Below are 19,808 nucleotides of genomic sequence, written 5' to 3'. Positions count from 1 at the left end.
ATCAGGCCTCCCCGAGTTCGATGACGCGCATGTCGTCGGGGCTGAAGCGGGTCAGCAACTCACCCAGCCCGTCGAACAGCACCGCGCCACTGCGACGCAGACGATTGGCGTCCTGATGGCCCGTGGTGACCAACACCGGTTGCCAGCCCACGGAACGAGCGACATCAAAGTCATGCAGGGTATCGCCGACAAACAGGGTGCGAGCGGCCGGCGTGCCGAGGGTTTGCTGCAGGACGACTGCCTCGGCGGCCTTGCTGGTCGCGTGATTGTGCGTCAGCCCCACCACGTGCTCGAAGCAATCGCGCAGGCCCTTGGCTTCCAGGGTTTGCAGGAGCACATCGCAGTGGGACGCCGACAGGATCGACACACCAATGCCTGCGCGCCGCGCCGCATCGAGTAACTCGAGGACACCGTCATGCAACCGACATTGCGCAACGTTGGCGTCGAAATGCTCAAGGTAGCGCTGGACGATGATCGGGAATGGGGTCTGCGCAAAATCAAAACCCAACGACGCGTAGAAATCGGCGATGGGGAAATCGAACTTGGCCCGGTATTGAGCCGCCGTGATGGGCGCCACATCAAAATGCTCGCCACAGCGATTCACCGCGAAGACGGCCAGATCGAGATCGTCGATCAAAGTACCGTTCCAATCGAACACCAGGTGTTCGATGCCAGAGAAGTGCAGGAGATCGTCGATCATTGTCGAGTGTTCCCGGGAAAGATGGCATTGAGTGCGATACGCGACACAATCGCCGGTGAATAGAGCCGGCTGGGCTCCATCACCAGGTTGGTCACACCGATTTGCGTTTCGAGCGCGCGACGATTGCTCGCCGACAATTTGCCAAGGCCTGCGCCATACCAATGGTGGAAACCGGTACGCCAACTGCGCTCGCCCTGAGTCTGCGGAAAACGGAAATCCTCGGTGGTGGCCATGTTCCAGGCGCCATCGACCACACCACACAGCGAGGCCTGTAACTGTTGAAAACTGATCGATTGCCCCAGCACTGCATCGATGTTTTGATCGATGCAATCGGCTTCGAGGGCACCGATGGTCATGCCCTGGCTGTAGAGCGGATTCATGCTGCTCAGGGCATCGCCCACCACCAGCAGACCGGTCGGCCAGTGTTCGATACGGTCGTAATGGCGACGACTGCTGCCCGGCATCTTGAAGGTGAAAACGTCCGACAGCGGTTCGGCTTCGCGGATGACTTCATGGATATCCGGCACCGGTAGCGCGGCCAGGGCCTGCAAGAACTCGTCAGGGTCCTTGCCAGGAAAATTGCCGAACCATCCCCCGGTTGTCACCATCCACCGATCGCCTTCAATGGGGCTGATTACCCCCATGGAACTCTGCGTCGGTGCCGTGGGCAGCACCAGCAGCACCTGCCATTGCTCGGCGAAGGCCGGAAGGCGGCGATAGATGCGTGACGCGTAACCGAGCTCGGTCTTGACCACGCTGGTTTCGACCGCGCCGAACCCGGCCTCTTTCAGCCACGTTGGCAGGTGCGTGCCCCGGCCACTGGCGTCCACCACCAGATCGCAGGCCAGGCTGTGTTCGCCAGAGCCGCTGTCAATCACCACCCCGCTCACCGCACGCGGGTTGCTGTGGCCGGAAAACTCCAGACGCGTCACCCGCGCGCCGGAAAGCACCTCGACCCGTGGCACCTGCGACAGGCATCGGCGCAATTGGTTGTCGATCAGTCGACGACTGCAATAGTGCGCATAGATGCCGCTTCGGTAGCGGTTCTTCCAGCGTCCACCCTGATACCACTTCACATCGTGGCCAAGGTCCGCCACTTGCGCACCGCTGTGCTCCAGCGCCTTGAGGATTCCGGGGAATATGCCCTCGATGATCTGCTTGCCACGCAACAGCAGCAGATGCACGTGATGCTCCTGGGGAATGCTCTGACGCGGGCCGGTTTCGTCGTAGAAGTTGCTTTTTTCGATCACGGTGACGCGCTCGAAACGACGGGCGAGCACCGCGGCCGTCAGGCAACCGGTCACGCTGCCGCCGATCACCACCGCATGGCGGCCGCGACCGGCTGATTCAGGCGGGAGAGTAGTCATTGAGCACCTTGGCGATGTAATGCAGGTCGTCGTCCACCAGATCGGGGTGCAACGGCACTGTGGTCAGTGAACGCAGTAATCGGGCGGCGTTGGGGCAATCGCGCTGGTAGCGGGTCAACAGGGGCAACTGGTACAGCGGTTGGTTATCGTACTTGCCGATATCCGACTCGATACCGTGCCGCTGCTGGTAGTGCACCAGTTCGCGCCCATCGTGCCCGACTGCTTGCAGCAACAACGAATAGGCGTTGACTTCACCACCGACGACCACCGGCATTTCCCGAAAGGCCGGGTTGTCCAGCATCCCCAGCAACCGCTCGCGATTGCGCTGGCGGTGCTGCAGGTTCGCACCGAGCTGACGCGAGCGCGCCAGACCCAGCGCCGCTTGCAGGCCACCGAGTTTCAGGTTGATGCCCAGGGTTTCGCCTGTCAGATTGCCGAAGCGCGTGTAGGCGCGGATGCGCGCTGCCCGCTCATCATCATCGGTCATGACAAAACCACCTTCGCCGGTGGAGATGAACTTACAATCGTGGGTGCTGAAACAGCTGATCTCGCCGTGATGGGCAAGCCAGGTGCCGTTCAGGCGAGTCATGTGGGCGTGGGCCAAGTCCTGAATCAGCGGAATGCCTGCCTTACGCAAATACGCCCAAGTGGCATCCGAGCGAATCGGATAACCCCACATTGGCACCTCGATCACCGCGCAGGTGCGATCACTGATGCAGCGTCGCAGGTCCACTGGGTCGAGGCCGAAACTGTCCGGCGCCACATCGCAAAAGACCGGCACCAGCCCCAGGGACAAAATCGGCAGCACGGTACAGATCGGTCCTGTCGGTGCGACGATAACTTCATCCCCCGGACGGAAATCGACACCGGCCAACGCGGCTGTCACCGACGCCGCCCCGGACGATACGGCAATCACATGCCGCACGCCGTACAGCGCCGCAAGCGCGGCCTCGTACTCGTCGACGATCTGCGAGGTACCGGTCAGGCCGCTATGCAATGCCCACTCAAGCTCCCGCAGATCGTCGGCCGTGGCGTGAGAGCATTTCTGCGCGATGGTTCGCGTTGAAACCGCCGCCAGACTCATTTCGACACCTTCATGCCGACCATGTCCCAGACCGCATCATCGGCAAACACCCGGTCCACCATGCGCCGGAAGTTGGGGAACATCTTCAGGTTCGCCGTTTCCTTTTGCGTGAAGAACCGGGCGTGCTCCACCTCCCTGTTGTCAGGGACGCTGCGCAACTCGGTCGCCGTGACGTAAATCAGGTCCAGATGATAGTGCGGCCCGCGCTTGTCGTTGATGTATTCGCACAGAATCCGGTACGGCTGATGCAGCACCGTGACGTCGGTTTCGACATCGGCAAGCTCTTCATCGCGCTCACCGATCAGGTGGGCGCGAATCCCCGTTTCTTCGAAAATTTCCCGCAACACCGCCACGTCAGGGGTTTCGCCTTGCTCGATATGGCCGCCCGGGTACAGCCAGACGTCGAGCTTGCGGTGATGCAGCAGCAACATCTCCCGCTCCGGGTTCAGAACGAACCCGGACGCGGTGAAGTGCCGATCCAATTGCGAGCGATCGAGTGTGTCAGTCATTCACGGGGCACCGTACTGGTTGATGCGTTCGGCCATGTAGTCGAGCTCGGCCAGGGTGATGTCCGGATGCACCGGAATCGTCGTCATGCCCGCCAGCAAGGCTTCGGCATTCGGGCACTCATTGCGGTATTGGGTCAATGCCGGAAACTCATAGAGCGCCTTGCAACCGTAACGTTTGATGTCGGAGGGAATACCGGCTTCGTCCAGATAATCGATGAAGGCGCGGTTATCGGCGAAGTGCAGTTCCAGATTCAGGAAGTAGTAGTTCGGCACACCGCCATTAATGATTTTCTTCTCACGCACCTTGCTGTGATCAAGCTTGCTGAGGAAATACGCCGCGTTCTCGCTGCGCTTCTCGATCTGACCCGCCAGGGACGCCAAACGGCTGCCACCCAGCGCTGCTGGCAGCGCCGCAAGCTTGTAGTTCAGGCCGAAATCCTTGCCGTTCAGGTTGCCGAAACGGCTGTAATCGCGGCTGCGCTGGGCCAGCGCATCGTCGTCGGTCAGGATAAAACCGCCCTCACCGGTGGCCAGCGGCTTGCGTTCATGGGTACTGAAGCACGACAGGTCGCCATACTGCGAAAGCGGACGGTCATGCAGGGTTGTACCGTGGGAATGCGCCAGGTCCAGAATGAGCTTGATACCCAATTCATGGGTGAGGGTGCGCAACTCATCGACTTCGGTCGGATAGCCCCACATCGGAATATCGATGATCGCCCGGGTACGCGGAGTCATGCGGGCCTTGATCGATGCCGGATCGGCGCCAAAACCATGGGTGCGGGTGTCGACGAAAATCGGATTGGCGCCGGCAGCAATGATCGGGTAAATGGTGCACAACGGGCAGCTCGGGGTCAGCAGCACATCATCGCCCGGACCTACGCCAGCGGCATAAATTGCCACGCTCAGCGCTGCACCGCCCGACGAAACGGCAATCGCATGCCGAGCGTCGAACCACTGGGCAAGCTTGCTTTCGTACTCGGTCACCACATCGCTGGTGCCCGATAGCGGACGCTCCAGGGTTTGTTGCATGGTCAGCAGGTCGTCGGCATACACCGGGCGATACTTATCAGAAACAGACACTCGGGCAGTCGCGACGTTGGATTGATTAGAAGGCATTGAATCAGGCTCCGACTTGGGCTTTGGATTTCGCGAAATGGTCAGCGCGCAGGGGAAGCACCGGCGCGATATCACGTTGGCTATCGGCGTAGCAGATTTGCTCGATCACTTTGAAGGTCGGCAGCAGGCTTTCGAAATTGGCCTCGTACGGTGTGTGATTGCGCACGGCGTCGAAGAACTTCTCCAACTCACCGAAATAGCCGCTGCGTTCATACCCGGAGTCCAGCGGACCAGGCTGCCAGGCCCCGCGCCAGCGCTTGGCAGTGCCGGTTGCACTGGTGCCGTGCTCCGGCTCGTGCATGGTGATATTCCACAGGTTGTTCAACTCGACCATCATCGATTTGGAGCTGACGATCTTCATGTCGAACTCGAAGTACGGGAACATCGTGCCGCTCAACAGACTCACCGTGGCACCGGTCGAGAATTGCAATTCCAGGCTCACCAACAGTGAGTCGTCATGCCGTTGAACCCGTGATTCGATGTCACGCAGCTCACCGCCGCCGAATGTCACCCCCAAGTCGATCGTATGGATTGCTTGAGCCAGCAGGAAGGAACGCAGTGTCGAATCCAGGCCCCAGAGTGGTGCCGTGGGTTTGCTGGCGTAATGGTTGAGTTGGATGTGTACGACTTTGCCGAACTGTTCGGTGCGGGTGATATCGCGCAACTGACGCATAGGCTTGGCAAACTTGAAGTTCATGCCAACGCCAGTGATCACATTGGTCTGACGGCTGACCTCAATCAGGTTTTCCAGCTCACTCAGGGTAAAGCACGGTGGTTTTTCGACGAACACATGGACGCCCTTGGCCATGGCCTTGAGCGAAAGATCTCGATGCGCCTGGGGTGGACAAGCCATGACGACGGCGTCGAGCGTGCCTGTATCGAGCATATGGTCGAAGTCGTCGGTAATAACGACATCCGAGATAAAGCGGTGGATTTGCGCGGCTCGGGCAAGGTCGCTGTCACATACGGCGACAATCCGAATGTCCGGCATTTGTAATAGGGTGGGCAGCAAATTTTCTTGCATTTGATTGCCGAGACCAACGATGCCAACTCTGAGTACTGTCATTACCATCTCCATCCTGGAAAAGTGGGTGCTGCGTACGTAGGAATGTTGGACGAACGTGTACACGGATTCCGACTGGCTTTACTCTCCAGTAAGCCAAAAGAATCCAGCGTTCGTTTTGAACTCTTGCAGTGCTTCTTCTAGATCAATAGCTCGCACTGACGATGATCATCATCGCGCAGTCTATTGGGGCTGTTACCTGAGGTTGCCAAAGCCGTATGCCTTGACGATTGCCGCGTGGAACAGGCATGCCATCGGGCAGCCTGGCTGTCGGCGGAAGCCGGTGTTACGCCGCCGAAGCGGTGATTGAGGGGATCCCTGGATCGGGCCTTCAGCGAGGTGTCCGGGTCCGGATTTGTTGCCCATCGAGCAAAAGCCTTCATGAGCCGGCCGCGGATTCCATCAGCAATGGAAAAGCGACTCTCTTGCAAATAATCATGCATGAGCGAAATCATCCTTGAACATCATTTTCTTCCCTGAGACGCAGGTACTCGAACTCCGCGAGTCCCCTGCGGCGCCACATTGATAGCAAGCTCTTCAATGTGGCTTTATGTTTAGACCATGATTGATAACCCCGCCAGTTAATCTGCTAGACCCAGTATCTATATAGATCTGATGAATACCAGCCTATAGATTCTGAAGATTCAGAATGCACAAGGCCCCGGAAGTCATCATGACTTGCGGGGCCTTGTCAGCAGGGGCAGTCGCTGCGGCTTACTCCACCGTCACCGACTTCGCCAAGTTACGCGGCTGGTCAACGTCAGTGCCTTTCAATACAGCGACGTAGTACGAGAGCAGTTGCAGCGGGATGGTGTAGAGGATCGGCGACAGGATGTCGTGAATGTGCGGCATCTGGACGACATGAGTGCCTTCACCATTGGTCATGCCGGCCTGCTCGTCGGCGAAGACGATCAGCTCACCACCACGGGCGCGGACTTCCTGGAGGTTGGACTTCAGCTTCTCCAGCAACTCGTTGTTCGGCGCCACGGTGACCACCGGCATGTCGTTATCCACAAGCGCCAACGGGCCATGTTTCAGTTCGCCCGCCGGGTAGGCTTCTGCGTGGATGTAAGAGATTTCCTTGAGCTTGAGGGCCCCTTCCATCGCCACCGGGAATTGCGCGCCGCGACCGAGGAACAGTGTGTGGTTCTTCTCGGCGAACAGCTCGGCGATTTTCTCAACGGTGCTGTCCATGGCCAGGGCTTCGCCCAAACGGGTCGGCAGGCGACGCAGTTCTTCGACCAGTGTGGCTTCGATTCCTTCGGCCAACGTACCGCGAACCTGACCCAGAGACAGAGTCAGTAACAGCAGGCCAACCAATTGAGTGGTGAAGGCTTTGGTCGAGGCCACGCCGATTTCGCGACCGGCCTGGGTCAGCAGGGTCAGGTCCGACTCACGCACCAGAGAGCTGATGCCGACGTTGCAGATGGCCAGGCTGGAAAGGAAGCCCAGCTCTTTGGCATTGCGCAGGGCGGCCAAGGTGTCGGCGGTTTCACCGGACTGGGAGATGCTCACGAACAGGGTGTCGGGCTGCACCACTACTTTGCGGTAGCGGAATTCGCTGGCGACTTCGACCTGACATGGGATGCCAGCCAGTTCTTCGAGCCAGTAACGGGCAACCATGCCGGCGTGATAGCTGGTGCCGCAGGCGACGATCTGTACATTGCGCACCTTGGCGAACAGCTCGGCAGCTGTTGGGCCGAATGCTTCGACCAGCACCTGGTTATGGCTCAGGCGACCTTCGAGAGTGCGCTGCACCACGACCGGTTGCTCGTGAATTTCCTTGAGCATGTAATGCCGGAATTCGCCCTTGTCAGCCGCTTCGGCACCGTCGCGGTACTGAACGCTTTCACGCTCGACGAGCGCGCCATTGATGTCCCAGATCTGCACGCTGTCGCGGCGAATTTCGGCGATATCGCCTTCTTCCAGGTACATGAAGCGGTCGGTGACCTGACGTAGTGCCAACTGGTCGGAGGCCAGGAAGTTCTCACCCATGCCCAGACCGATCACCAATGGGCTGCCACTGCGGGCCGCCACCAGGCGATCCGGTTGCAGGGCGTTGATCACCGCCAGGCCGTAAGCACCGTGCAGCTCTTGCACGGTCGCTTTCAGGGCTACCGTCAGGTCGGGTTGAAGCTTGAGTTTTTCGTGCAGCAAATGCGCGATGACTTCAGTGTCGGTGTCCGACGTGAACACATGACCCAAAGCCTGGAGTTGCTCGCGCAGGGCTTCATGGTTCTCGATGATGCCGTTGTGCACCACCGCCAGATCGCCCGAAAAATGCGGGTGAGCATTGCGTTCGCACGGCGCGCCGTGGGTCGCCCAGCGGGTGTGGGCAATGCCCAGGCGGCCGACCAGAGGCTCTTCGATCAGCGCTTGTTCCAGCTCGCTGACCTTGCCCGGACGACGCGTGCGCAAGAGCTTTTGATCGTTGGTGTACACCGCCACACCGGCGCTGTCATAGCCACGGTATTCCAGGCGCTTGAGGCCTTCGAGCAGGATGGCGGTAACGTTACGTTCTGCGACTGCACCGACAATTCCACACATGCTAGTTCTCCTGACTGACGGCGGCGCAAATCAAATTAATGCCGCGGGCCTGAATCTGATCGCGTGCCTCCAGTGGCAGACGATCATCGGTAATGAGGGTATGGACGCTGCTCCATGGCAGCTCCAGATTGGGAATTTTGCGACCGATCTTGTCGGCCTCGACCATCACGATTACTTCGCGGGCAACTTCGGCCATGACGCGGCTCAAGCCCAGCAATTCATTGAAGGTGGTGGTCCCGCGTATCAGATCAATGCCATCGGCACCGATAAATAGCTGATCAAAGTCATATGAGCGTAGTACTTGCTCGGCCACCTGACCCTGGAAGGACTCGGAATGCGGGTCCCAGGTCCCCCCGGTCATCAACAGCACTGGCTCGTGCTCGAGTTCGCTCAAAGCGTTGGCGACATACAGGGAGTTAGTCATCACCACCAGACCCGGTTGCTGACCGAGTTCCGGGATCATCGCGGCGGTGGTGCTGCCGCTGTCGATGATGATTCGCGCATGCTCGCGGATTCGCGTGACGGCGGCGCGGGCAATGGCCTGCTTGTATTTGGAAACCGGTTGGCCGAGGTCGGCGACCAGCTCCTGAGGCATCGTGACCGCCCCGCCATAACGACGCAGCAACAGACCATTGCTTTCAAGCGCCGCCAAGTCCTTGCGAATCGTAACTTCGGAGGTTTCGAAGCGCTTGGCCAACTCGTCCACGCTGACTTCTCCCTGCTCATTGAGCAAGGCGAGGATGTTGTGGCGGCGTTGGGGCGTGTTGCGCTTCGACATGGTTAGTAAGTTTCGATTCGAAAGATAACGTAAGCAATCAAAACCTATTGTCGAAACTTCGTCAAGCCAGCGTCAGAAAAAAAAATGTGTGGATCCCATAAAAAAGATCGCAGCCTTCGGCAGCTCCTACGGTGAATTCGTGTTCATCCTGTAGGAGCTGCCGAAGGCTGCGATCTTTTGATCTTGCTGTGGATAACTCAGCTCTTCTTGATCTTCTCCGGCCGCTTCCAGCCATTAATGTTCTTCTGCCGCGCCCGACCCACGGCCAACTGAGCCTTATCCACATTCTGGGTAATGGTCGAACCTGCCGCCGTGGTCGCACCCGCGGAGATATCCACAGGCGCCACCAACGAGTTGTTGGAACCGATGAACACATCTTCACCCAGCACGGTTTTCCACTTGTTCGCGCCATCGTAGTTACAGGTGATAGTGCCCGCGCCGATGTTGGTGCGCGCACCGATCTCGGCATCGCCCAGATACGTCAAGTGACCGGCCTTGGCGCCCTCGCCCAAGTGGGCATTCTTCAGCTCAACGAAGTTACCCACATGCGCGCGAGCGTCCAGCACCGTGCCCGGGCGCAGACGTGCGAACGGACCGGCATCGCTGCCTTCGCCGAGGATCGCGCCTTCGATATGGCTGTTGGCCTTGATCACCACGCCTTTGCGCAGGGTGCTGTCCTTGATCACGCAGTTCGGACCGATCACCACGTCGTCCTCGATGACCACTTTACCTTCGAGGATCACGTTGATGTCGATCAGCACATCGCGACCAACGGTGACCTCACCGCGCACATCGAAACGTGCCGGGTCGCGCAGGGTCACGCCCTGAGCCATCAAACGACGAGCAGCGCGCAGCTGATAGTGACGCTCAAGCTCAGCCAGTTGCTTGCGATCGTTGGCGCCCTGCACTTCCATAGGGTCGTGGGGTTGCTCGGTAGCCACCACCAGACCATCGCTGACCGCCATTTCGATGACATCGGTCAGGTAGTACTCTCCCTGAACATTGTTGTTCGAAAGACGGCTCGTCCAGTCGGCCAGGCGATCGGCAGGAACAGCAAGGATGCCGGTATTGCCTTCATTGATGGCACGTTGAGCCTCGTTGGCGTCCTTGTGTTCAACAATGGCTGCAACGTTACCGTCAGTGTCGCGCACGATGCGGCCATAACCAGTCGCGTCGTCCAGTTCGACGGTCAGCAAGCCCATCTGCCCTGGCACCACATGCTTGAGCAAGCGTTGCAGGGTTTCGACTTCGATCAAGGGGACGTCGCCGTACAGAATCAGCACGGTGTCGGACTTGATGAACGGTACCGCCTGGGCCACCGCATGTCCGGTACCCAGCTGTTGATCCTGCAGGACGAAATCCAGGTCATCGGCCGCCAGACGCTCGCGCACCGATTCGGCACCATGTCCGATCACCACATGGATGCGTTGTGGATCAAGTTGCCGGGCCGTGTGGATAACATGGCCAAGCATTGAGTTACCGGCAACCGGGTGCAGAACTTTCGGCAAGGCCGAACGCATGCGCGTGCCTTGGCCGGCAGCGAGGATAACGATTTCAAGAGACATGACAGGCTACTAATCCTGGGGGTCAGCGGCTGCGACCGGGTGATGAAACTCGGAAAAAGAAAAAAGGGTAGCCGAGGCTACCCTTTTTAATCAATCACACAATAAGTCGATGGCCGATTAGTGGCCGAACTTCTTGCGGATCTGCTGGACGGTGCGCAGCTGAGCTGCAGCCTCGGCCAGACGTGCGGCAGCAGAACCGTAATCGAATTCCGCGCCTCGCTCATGCAAGGCCTTCTCGGCAGCCTTAACGGCTTCCTGAGCGGAGGCTTCGTCCAGGTCGGCAGCACGTTGCACGGTGTCGGCAAGAACCTTGACCATGTTCGGCTGAACCTCGAGGAAACCGCCGGAGATGTAATACACCTCCTCTTCCCCGCCCTGCTTGACCAGGCGGATCGGGCCCGGCTTGAGATTAGTGATCAACGGCGCGTGACCCAGAGCGATACCAAGATCACCCAGTGCACCGTGCGCAATCACCATCTCGACCAGGCCGGAAAAGATTTCCCCTTCCGCGCTGACGATATCGCAATGGACTGTCATAGCCATCTGATTGCCTCAACCTAAATTAGCGCCCGTTGCCGGGCGCCGGGATTACAGTTTCTTGGCTTTCTCGATCGCTTCTTCGATGCCGCCGACCATGTAGAACGCTTGTTCTGGCAGGTGGTCGTAGTCACCGTTGAGGATGCCTTTGAAGCCAGCAATGGTGTCTTTCAGGGAAACGTATTTACCCGAAGCGCCGGTGAAGACTTCAGCCACGAAGAACGGCTGCGACAAGAAACGCTGGATCTTACGAGCACGGTTTACCAACTGCTTGTCGGCTTCCGACAGCTCGTCCATACCCAGGATCGCAATGATGTCCTTCAGTTCTTTGTAACGCTGCAGAACATACTGTACGCCGCGAGCGGTGTCGTAGTGGTCCTGGCCGATTACGTTCGGGTCCAGCTGGCGCGAAGTCGAGTCGAGTGGATCGACCGCTGGGTAGATACCCAGGGAAGCGATGTCACGGGACAGAACGACGGTGGCGTCCAAGTGGGCGAAGGTGGTCGCTGGCGACGGGTCAGTCAAGTCATCCGCAGGTACATATACCGCTTGGATCGAAGTGATCGAACCTTCCTTGGTCGAAGTGATACGTTCTTGCAGAACGCCCATCTCTTCAGCCAGGGTCGGCTGGTAACCTACTGCCGAAGGCATACGGCCCAGCAGTGCGGATACTTCAGTACCGGCCAGGGTGTAACGATAGATGTTGTCGACGAACAGCAGAACGTCGTTACCTTCGTCACGGAACTTCTCGGCCATGGTCAGGCCGGTCAGTGCTACGCGCAGACGGTTACCCGGCGGCTCGTTCATCTGACCGTAAACCAGTGCCACTTTGTCCAGAACGTTGGAATCCTTCATCTCGTGGTAGAAGTCGTTACCCTCACGAGTACGCTCACCCACACCGGCGAACACGGAATAACCGCTGTGCTCGATGGCGATGTTACGGATCAGTTCCATCATGTTTACGGTTTTGCCTACACCGGCACCACCGAACAGACCGACTTTACCACCCTTGGCGAACGGGCAAACCAGGTCGATAACCTTGATGCCGGTTTCCAGCAGGTCGTTGCCGCCCGCTTGTTCAGCGAAGGATGGCGCAGGACGGTGAATGCCCCAGCGCTCTTCGGTGTCGATCGGGCCAGCTTCGTCGATCGGGTTACCCAGAACGTCCATGATCCGGCCCAGGGTCGCTTTACCGACTGGTACGGAGATGGCTGCGCCGGAGTCGATGACGTCCAGACCGCGCTTCAAGCCTTCGGTGGAACCCATCGCAATGGTACGAACCACGCCGTCGCCCAGCTGCTGCTGAACTTCCAGGGTGGTCCCGGCCGCGCTTTGAACTGTCAGCGCGTTGTAGATGCTCGGTACGCTGTCGCGTGGAAATTCCACGTCGATAACGGCGCCGATGATTTGAACGATACGTCCGCTACTCATAGCTGGATCCTCTGAATATTTGAACCGTTAAACCGCGGCAGCGCCGCCGACGATTTCCGAGATCTCTTGGGTGATCGCAGCCTGACGCGCCTTGTTGTAGACCAGCTGCAAATCGCTGATCAAATCACCGGCGTTGTCGGTAGCGTTCTTCATCGCGATCATCCGCGCAGCTTGTTCAGCCGCGTTGTTCTCGACCACCGCCTGGTAGACCTGCGACTCCACGTAACGGACCATCAAGCCGTCAAGCAGCTCTTTGGCGTCCGGTTCGTACAGATAATCCCAGTGGTGCTTGAGTTCTTGATCCGGGGTTGCCACCAGTGGAATCAACTGCTCCACGGTAGGCGATTGCGTCATGGTGTTGATGAACTTGTTGGATACCACGGACAGGCGATCAATACGGCCGTCCAGGTAGGCATCCAGCATCACCTTGACGCTGCCGATCAAGTCATTGATCGACGGCTCTTCACCCAGGTGGCTGATAGCTGCAACGACGTTACCGCCGAAGTTGCGGAAGAAAGCCGCACCCTTGCTACCAACGACACACAGATCAATCTCGACGCCGTTATCGCGGTTTACCGCCATGTCCTTGACCAGGGCCTTGAACAGGTTGGTGTTCAAGCCACCACACAGACCACGGTCACTGCTCACCACGACGTAACCGACGCGCTTTACTTCACGGTCGATCATGAATGGGTGGCGATATTCCGGGTTGGCGTTGGCCAGATGGCCAATAACCTGGCGGATGCGCTCCGCGTAAGGACGGCTAGCAGCCATGCGCATTTGTGCCTTGCGCATTTTGCTGACCGCCACTTTTTCCATGGCGCTGGTAATCTTTTGCGTGCTTTTGATGCTCGCAATCTTACTGCGAATCTCTTTTGCGCCTGCCATGTAACACCTATCAGGTTAGCAAGCGGGAGCCTTGCGGCTCCCGCTGCGGCTTACCAGGTTTGGGTGGCCTTGAACTTCTCGATACCGGCTTTCATGCCAGCGTCGATTTCGTCATTGAAGTCACCCTTCACGTTGATCTTCGCCATCAATTCGGCGTGATCGCGGTTGAAGAAAGCAATCAGCGCTTGTTCAAAGCTGCCGATCTTGGCGATTTCGACGTCAGTCAGGAACCCACGCTCAGCGGCATACAGCGACAGCGCCATGTCAGCGATCGACATTGGTGCGTATTGCTTCTGCTTCATCAGCTCGGTAACGCGCTGACCATGCTCAAGTTGCTTACGGGTCGCTTCGTCCAGGTCAGAAGCGAACTGGGCGAATGCCGCCAGTTCACGGTACTGAGCCAGAGCGGTACGGATACCACCGGAGAGCTTCTTGATAATCTTGGTCTGAGCGGCACCACCCACACGGGATACCGAAACACCGGCGTTCACAGCAGGACGGATCCCGGAGTTGAACATGGCCGATTCCAGGAAGATCTGACCGTCGGTGATGGAAATCACGTTGGTCGGAACGAACGCGGAAACGTCGCCAGCCTGGGTTTCGATGATCGGCAGTGCGGTCAGGGAACCGGTTTTGCCGGTTACTGCGCCATTGGTGAACTTCTCTACGTATTCTTCCGAAACGCGGGATGCGCGCTCCAGCAGACGGGAGTGGAGATAGAACACGTCGCCTGGGTAAGCTTCACGGCCTGGTGGACGGCGCAGCAGCAGGGAAATCTGGCGGTAAGCCACTGCTTGCTTGGACAGATCGTCATAAACGATCAGCGCGTCTTCACCGCGGTCGCGGAAGAATTCACCCATGGTGCAACCGGAGTACGGTGCCAGGAATTGCAGCGCAGGAGATTCCGAAGCACTGGCAGCCACGATGATCGTGTTGGCCAAAGCGCCGTTTTCTTCCAGCTTGCGAACCACGTTGGCGATGGTCGATTGCTTCTGACCGATTGCTACGTAGACACAGAAAATTCCGCTGTTTTTCTGGTTGATGATCGCGTCGATCGCCAGAGCGGTTTTACCGATCTGACGGTCACCGATGATCAGCTCACGCTGGCCACGGCCGACAGGGATCATGGCATCGACAGCCTTGTAGCCAGTCTGTACAGGCTGGTCTACCGACTTACGCCAGATCACGCCTGGAGCAACTTTCTCGACCGCATCGGTCAAGGTGTTGTTCAGCGGACCTTTGCCGTCAACCGGGTTACCCAGTGCGTCGACTACGCGACCCAGCAGTTCCTTACCAACCGGAACTTCGAGGATGCGGCCGGTGCACTTGGCGCTCATGCCTTCAGCCAGAGACTGGTAAGCGCCCAATACAACGGCACCTACGGAGTCTTGCTCCAGGTTGAGAGCCATACCGAAGACGCCGCCCGGAAACTCGATCATCTCGCCGTACATAACGTCGGCCAGACCGTGAATCCGCACGATACCGTCAGATACGCTGACGACAGTGCCTTCGTTACGGGCTTGGGAGGTCACATCGAGCTTGTCGATGCGGCCCTTGATAATTTCACTTATTTCGGAAGGATTGAGTTGCTGCATTGCTCTGCTGCCCCTTCAAACTCAAGATTTCAATGCTTCGGCAAGGTTCGCGAGTTTGCCGCGAATCGAGCCATCGATAACCAGGTCGCCGGCGCGGATGACAACGCCCCCAATCAGGGATTTGTCTTCCTCGACTTGCAGGCGCACTTCCCGGTTGAGTCGTGCACTGAGAACCTTGGCGAGTTTGTCTTGCTGTTCTTGGTTCAATGCAAAAGCACTGGTCACTTCAACGTCTACCGACTTCTCTTGTTCAGCCTTGTACAGGTCGAACAGAGCGGAAATCTCCGGCAAAAGCGGGAGACGGTCGTTTTCGGCAACGACGTTAATGAAGTTCTGTGCCTTGGCATCAAACTTGTCGCCGCACACGTCAATAAACGTGGCGGCCTTGTTTGCGCTCGTCAGTCGCGGGGCCTTGAGCACGCGCTGCATGGTGTCGTCTTGCGACACTGCTGCAGCCAGGCCGAGCATGGCTGACCAAGAGGCCAGTTGCTGGTGGGCCTGGGCGTGCTCGAAGGCTGCCTTAGCGTAAGGTCGGGCCAACGTGGTCAATTCTGCCATGATCGCCCTCGCTTAAATTTCAGCAGCCAGTTTGTTTACCAGCTCCGCGTGCGCGTTTTGATCGATTGTGGCACCCAGGATCTTCTCGGCGCCGCCGACAGCCAGTGCACCCAATTGGGCACGCAGCGCGTCTTTGACACTGTTCAGTTCCTGCTCGATCTCGGCCTGAGCCTGAACCTTCACACGGTCAGCGTCGATACGGGCTTTTTCAACAGCCTCTTCAACGATCTGGTTACCGCGTTTCTTGGCTTGCTCAATGATTTCGGCTGCCTGAGCTTTCGCTTCGCGCAGTTGTTGACCCGCTTTATCTTGGGCCAACTCCAGGTCGCGAGCTGCTCGGGCGGCAGCGTCCAGTCCATCCGCGATCTTCTTCTGACGTTCGTGCAAAGCCGCGATGACCGGAGGCCATACGAACTTCATGCAAAAAAGTACAAAAATTAAGAACGCAACGGACTGGCCAATCAGGGTTGCATTAATGTTCACGCCAACACCTCGCTCGTTCGTTGCACAACACACTAATCACTCGACGATTCGAGTGATTAGCCAGCGAGTTGACCAACGAATGGGTTCGCGAAGGTGAAGAACAGAGCGATACCAACACCGATCATGGTTACGGCGTCGAGCAGACCGGCAACGATGAACATTTTAACTTGCAGCATTGGAACCATTTCTGGCTGACGCGCGGCGCCTTCCAGGAACTTGCCGCCCAACAGGCCGAAACCAATTGCGGTACCCAGTGCGCCCAGGCCGATCAACAGTGCAACAGCGATAGCGGTTAGACCAACTACAGTTTCCATCTTTCCTCCCGACTTTTACGTCGTATGGTTTAGGTTTTTTAGATTTTAAAGCGGTAAAACAAATCGTTTCATAGCCCTGTTCGGGCACCCACCCGTGTTACCGGGTGGGACATCAGACTAGTCGAGACTGGTCTTAATGGTTCTCTTCGTGCGCCATCGAAAGGTAAACGATGGTCAGCATCATGAAGATAAACGCCTGCAGGGTGATGATCAGGATGTGGAACACAGCCCACGCCCACTGCAGAACTACGCCCAGGCCGCTAAGCCAGAGCAGACCGCTGCCGAACATCACAGCAATCAAAATGAAGACCAGTTCGCCGGCATACATGTTGCCGAACAGACGCAGTGCCAACGAGATTGGCTTGGCAATCAGTGTCACGAACTCAAGCAGGAAGTTCACCGGAATCAGCAGGGCTTGAACGAAGATGTTCTTGCTGCCGAATGGGTGCAGGGTCAGTTCGCCGATGAAACCGCCGATGCCCTTGACCTTGATGCTGTAGAAAATGATCAACGCGAATACCGACAGGGCCATGCCCAGGGTAGCGTTCGGGTCAGTAGTCGATACGGCGCGGAACGGAATGTGCGGATCGCCGGAGATCAACATGGCCACTTGAGGAATCCAGTCAACCGGAATCAGGTCGACGGCGTTCATCAGGAAGACCCAGACGAAGATGGTCAGCGCCAACGGTGCAATCACCGGGCTACGGCCATGGAAGCTGTCTTTCACGCTGCCATCGACGAATTCGACCAATACTTCAACGAAGTTCTGCAAAGCACCAGGCTGACCGGAAGTCGCCTTCTTCGCCGCCATGCGGAAAAGAAGAACGAAAATCAGACCCAACGCGACCGACCAGCCGAGAGTATCGACGTGGAAAGCCCAGAAGCCCATTTCTTTGGCTTCTGCTGCGGTGTGGGCAAAACCCCACCCGCCAGTTGGGTGCTGACCGAAGGTCAGGTTCTGCAAGTGGTGCTGGATATAGCCCGAAGCGGTTGTCTCTGCCATGGTTGCCTCAAACGCCCTAAGGTCTCGAAAGTCTTGTTCTCATTAGCAGGGGAGCGAACCAGCTAACCAGTTGGGTCAGCACGAAGACGCCGAAGACTGCTAACGGCGCCAATGGCTTCACACCTGCAAACGTCAATGCAAACAGCACTGCCGTCAAAATCAGTTTGCCCGCCTCGCCGGCATAAAAAGACCGGACGATGGCTTGAGCTGCTCGGGCGCCGGAAAACCGAAATGCCCTGTGAGCGAAATAAATATTGGGAAGCAAGGCTATCAGGCCTCCGCAGAGTCCTGAGTACCCGGCAACGACTCCATGCCATTGCCAGAGCGCCAAAGCGGCAATCAGCAAAACGACAAATTGAGCCATTAACACCGGAAAAACTGCCAGGCGATGGAACGGCAAGCGGTCTGGCGTGCGGTTTTCCATCTCTTTTGCTCCCCAATGGTCGGCTGCCAGAATTCAATAACTTGGCATAATTTGTGCCGACAAAATGCGCGCAGAGTATAGGGGCGGTTCTGCCCCTATTCAACTGTCAGGTAGTGATTTCCGACTTCACGCTACATGAGGAATTGTTTCAGCGGATGTGTGCAAGCACACCTTGAAGCTCATCAAGAGAGTTGTAGCCGATCACCAGCTGCCCCTTACCCTTCTTTCCGTGGCGGATCTGCACCGCAGAGCCTAGGCGCTCGGCCAGGCGCTGCTCGAGTCGGGCGATATCCGGGTCTGGTTTTGCAGGTTCCACAGGCTCCGGTTTGCCACTCAACCACTGGCGAACCAGTGCTTCAGTCTGGCGAACAGTCAGCCCTCGTGCGACAACGTGTCGCGCCCCTTCGACTTGTTGGTTTTCCGGCAAACCGAGCAAGGCACGGGCATGACCCATTTCCAGGTCGCCGTGAGACAGCATGGTTTTGATGACTTCAGGCAGCGCAATCAGACGCAACAGATTGGCCACGGTGACGCGGGACTTACCCACAGCCTCTGCCACTTGTTGCTGAGTCAGCTGGAATTCCTGCTGCAAACGCTGCAAGGCCACTGCTTCTTCGATCGGATTGAGGTCTTCGCGCTGGATGTTCTCGATCAGCGCCATGGCGATGGCGGTTTCATCCGGCACATCGCGAACCATCGCCGGGATGGTTTCCTGGCCAGCCTGCTGGCTCGCACGCCAGCGACGTTCGCCGGCGATGATTTCGAAGCGCCCGCTGCCGATCGGGCGAACCACGATCGGCTGCATCACGCCCTGGGCCTTGATCGACTGCGCCAGCTCCTCCAGCGCTTGAGGATCCATGTCCCGACGCGGCTGGTACTTGCCACGCTGGATCAGGTCCAGGGGCAGGTGCTGCAGCTCACGCTGATCGGCTTGTACCGCTTGCTCTTCCAGCGAGCTGACAGTCGGACCACTCAGCAGTGCATCCAGTCCACGTCCGAGACCTCGTTTCTTGACGGCCATGGGGATTCCTTAAGTTGCCTGAGCAGCGGCGATGCGTGAATTTTTGCGCTGACGGCGAACCATCTCGCCCGCCAATGCCAGATAGGCAATCGCGCCCCGCGATGATTTGTCGTACGCCAGCGCCGGCATGCCATAGCTTGGCGCTTCGGCCAAGCGGATGTTGCGTGGAATCACGGTGTCGTAGAGCTGATCGCCGAAGTGTTCCTTGAGCTGCGCCGATACGTCGTTCATCAGGCTCAGGCGCGGGTCGTACATGGTCCGCAACAGGCCTTCGACTTTCAGGTTCGGGTTCAGCAGTTCGGCAATCCGCTTGATGTTATCCACAAGGTCGCTCAACCCTTCGAGCGCGAAGTACTCGCACTGCATGGGGATAATTACCCCGTCGGCGGCAACCAGCGCGTTGAGCGTTAACATCGACAGCGACGGCGGGCAGTCGATCAAAATGTAATCGTAGTTTTCACGGATCGGCGCCAACGCACTGCGCAGACGACTTTCCTTCATCTGCATTTCCAGCAGAACGACTTCAGCCGCGGTCAGGTCGCGGTTGGCCGGCAGTAATTGATAACCGCCGTGCTCGGAATAGTGCATGGCCTGAGCCAGATCACATTCACCGATCAGCAGGTCGTAGACCGAGTTTTCCAGGCCGTGTTTATCCACACCGCTACCCATGGTGGCGTTGCCCTGTGGATCGAGATCGATCAATAGCACCCGACGCTTGGTAGCGACCAGGGAAGCTGCGAGGTTGATGCAGGTGGTGGTCTTGCCCACACCACCCTTTTGGTTCGCTATCGCGAATACCTTAGCCATTCTTGCTTGTGTTCCCAA

Annotated in this window: 20 protein-coding genes; all 20 read right to left on the bottom strand. The window is 57.9% G+C overall.

Annotated elements, in window-relative coordinates; translation table 11 throughout:
• Position 1: 1 nt before the first annotated feature.
• The gene (locus tag F6R97_RS14490) at positions 2-700 is read right to left on the bottom strand and encodes an HAD family hydrolase (RefSeq protein ID WP_050682548.1); all 699 of its coding nucleotides are present in this window, start codon (positions 698-700) and stop codon (positions 2-4) included.
• The gene (locus F6R97_RS14485) at positions 697-2,067 is read right to left on the bottom strand and encodes an NAD(P)/FAD-dependent oxidoreductase (protein WP_315866718.1); all 1,371 of its coding nucleotides are present in this window, start codon (positions 2,065-2,067) and stop codon (positions 697-699) included. The genes F6R97_RS14490 and F6R97_RS14485 overlap by 4 nt, the downstream gene beginning before the upstream one ends.
• Positions 2,048-3,151 carry a DegT/DnrJ/EryC1/StrS family aminotransferase gene (locus tag F6R97_RS14480; RefSeq protein ID WP_315866717.1) on the bottom strand — a complete coding sequence of 368 codons (1,104 nt, stop codon included), beginning with the start codon at positions 3,149-3,151 and terminating at the stop codon, positions 2,048-2,050. Before F6R97_RS14480 ends, F6R97_RS14485 begins: the two co-directional genes overlap by 20 nt.
• Positions 3,148-3,660 (bottom strand): NUDIX hydrolase, encoded by a 513-nt coding sequence (locus F6R97_RS14475; protein WP_038980441.1) that lies wholly within the window; start codon positions 3,658-3,660, stop codon positions 3,148-3,150. The genes F6R97_RS14480 and F6R97_RS14475 overlap by 4 nt, the downstream gene beginning before the upstream one ends.
• A complete protein-coding gene (locus F6R97_RS14470; protein ID WP_048397370.1) occupies positions 3,661-4,776 on the bottom strand; it encodes a DegT/DnrJ/EryC1/StrS family aminotransferase in 1,116 nt (371 codons plus the stop codon). It lies immediately after the preceding gene.
• A gap of 4 nt (positions 4,777-4,780) precedes the next feature.
• Complete coding sequence (locus tag F6R97_RS14465; RefSeq protein WP_038980437.1) at positions 4,781-5,842, bottom strand: Gfo/Idh/MocA family protein; 1,062 nt, start codon at positions 5,840-5,842, stop codon at positions 4,781-4,783.
• 711 nt (positions 5,843-6,553) lie between these two features.
• Positions 6,554-8,386: a glutamine--fructose-6-phosphate transaminase (isomerizing) gene (gene glmS, locus F6R97_RS14460; protein ID WP_050682848.1), complete on the bottom strand. Its 1,833-nt coding sequence runs from the start codon at positions 8,384-8,386 to the stop codon at positions 6,554-6,556.
• Position 8,387: 1 nt separating this feature from the next.
• Complete coding sequence (locus F6R97_RS14455) at positions 8,388-9,164, bottom strand: DeoR/GlpR family DNA-binding transcription regulator (protein WP_038980435.1); 777 nt, start codon at positions 9,162-9,164, stop codon at positions 8,388-8,390.
• A gap of 197 nt (positions 9,165-9,361) precedes the next feature.
• Complete coding sequence (gene glmU / locus F6R97_RS14450; protein WP_038980434.1) at positions 9,362-10,729, bottom strand: bifunctional UDP-N-acetylglucosamine diphosphorylase/glucosamine-1-phosphate N-acetyltransferase GlmU; 1,368 nt, start codon at positions 10,727-10,729, stop codon at positions 9,362-9,364.
• 117 nt (positions 10,730-10,846) lie between these two features.
• Positions 10,847-11,272 (bottom strand): F0F1 ATP synthase subunit epsilon, encoded by a 426-nt coding sequence (locus F6R97_RS14445; RefSeq protein ID WP_007969909.1) that lies wholly within the window; start codon positions 11,270-11,272, stop codon positions 10,847-10,849.
• 45 nt (positions 11,273-11,317) lie between these two features.
• Positions 11,318-12,697 (bottom strand): F0F1 ATP synthase subunit beta, encoded by a 1,380-nt coding sequence (gene atpD / locus F6R97_RS14440; RefSeq protein WP_038980433.1) that lies wholly within the window; start codon positions 12,695-12,697, stop codon positions 11,318-11,320.
• 27 nt (positions 12,698-12,724) lie between these two features.
• Complete coding sequence (gene atpG, locus F6R97_RS14435; RefSeq protein WP_038980432.1) at positions 12,725-13,585, bottom strand: F0F1 ATP synthase subunit gamma; 861 nt, start codon at positions 13,583-13,585, stop codon at positions 12,725-12,727.
• 50 nt (positions 13,586-13,635) lie between these two features.
• Positions 13,636-15,180, bottom strand: coding sequence for a F0F1 ATP synthase subunit alpha (atpA, locus tag F6R97_RS14430; RefSeq protein WP_038980430.1), 1,545 nt, complete (start codon positions 15,178-15,180; stop codon positions 13,636-13,638).
• A gap of 21 nt (positions 15,181-15,201) precedes the next feature.
• Complete coding sequence (locus F6R97_RS14425) at positions 15,202-15,738, bottom strand: F0F1 ATP synthase subunit delta (protein WP_038980428.1); 537 nt, start codon at positions 15,736-15,738, stop codon at positions 15,202-15,204.
• A gap of 12 nt (positions 15,739-15,750) precedes the next feature.
• Complete coding sequence (locus F6R97_RS14420; protein ID WP_007903028.1) at positions 15,751-16,221, bottom strand: F0F1 ATP synthase subunit B; 471 nt, start codon at positions 16,219-16,221, stop codon at positions 15,751-15,753.
• 56 nt (positions 16,222-16,277) lie between these two features.
• Entirely contained in the window at positions 16,278-16,535 is a 258-nt protein-coding gene (atpE, locus tag F6R97_RS14415) for a F0F1 ATP synthase subunit C (protein WP_002555987.1), read from the bottom strand.
• Between the two features lie 133 nt (positions 16,536-16,668).
• Complete coding sequence (atpB, locus tag F6R97_RS14410) at positions 16,669-17,538, bottom strand: F0F1 ATP synthase subunit A (protein ID WP_007903023.1); 870 nt, start codon at positions 17,536-17,538, stop codon at positions 16,669-16,671.
• A gap of 16 nt (positions 17,539-17,554) precedes the next feature.
• Positions 17,555-17,962: a F0F1 ATP synthase subunit I gene (locus tag F6R97_RS14405; protein ID WP_007903021.1), complete on the bottom strand. Its 408-nt coding sequence runs from the start codon at positions 17,960-17,962 to the stop codon at positions 17,555-17,557.
• Between the two features lie 148 nt (positions 17,963-18,110).
• Positions 18,111-18,983, bottom strand: a complete 873-nt coding sequence (locus F6R97_RS14400; RefSeq protein WP_008007888.1) for a ParB/RepB/Spo0J family partition protein — start codon at positions 18,981-18,983, stop codon at positions 18,111-18,113.
• 9 nt (positions 18,984-18,992) lie between these two features.
• Positions 18,993-19,790, bottom strand: coding sequence for a ParA family protein (locus F6R97_RS14395; RefSeq protein WP_008007890.1), 798 nt, complete (start codon positions 19,788-19,790; stop codon positions 18,993-18,995).
• Positions 19,791-19,808: the final 18 nt, after the last annotated feature.

The sequence above is a fragment of the Pseudomonas sp. JV414 genome (assembly GCF_032424305.1).
GTDB lineage: Bacteria > Pseudomonadota > Gammaproteobacteria > Pseudomonadales > Pseudomonadaceae > Aquipseudomonas > Aquipseudomonas lini.
Note: the sequence above shows the minus strand (reverse complement) of the source record. Positions and strands in the feature narration are given on the sequence as shown.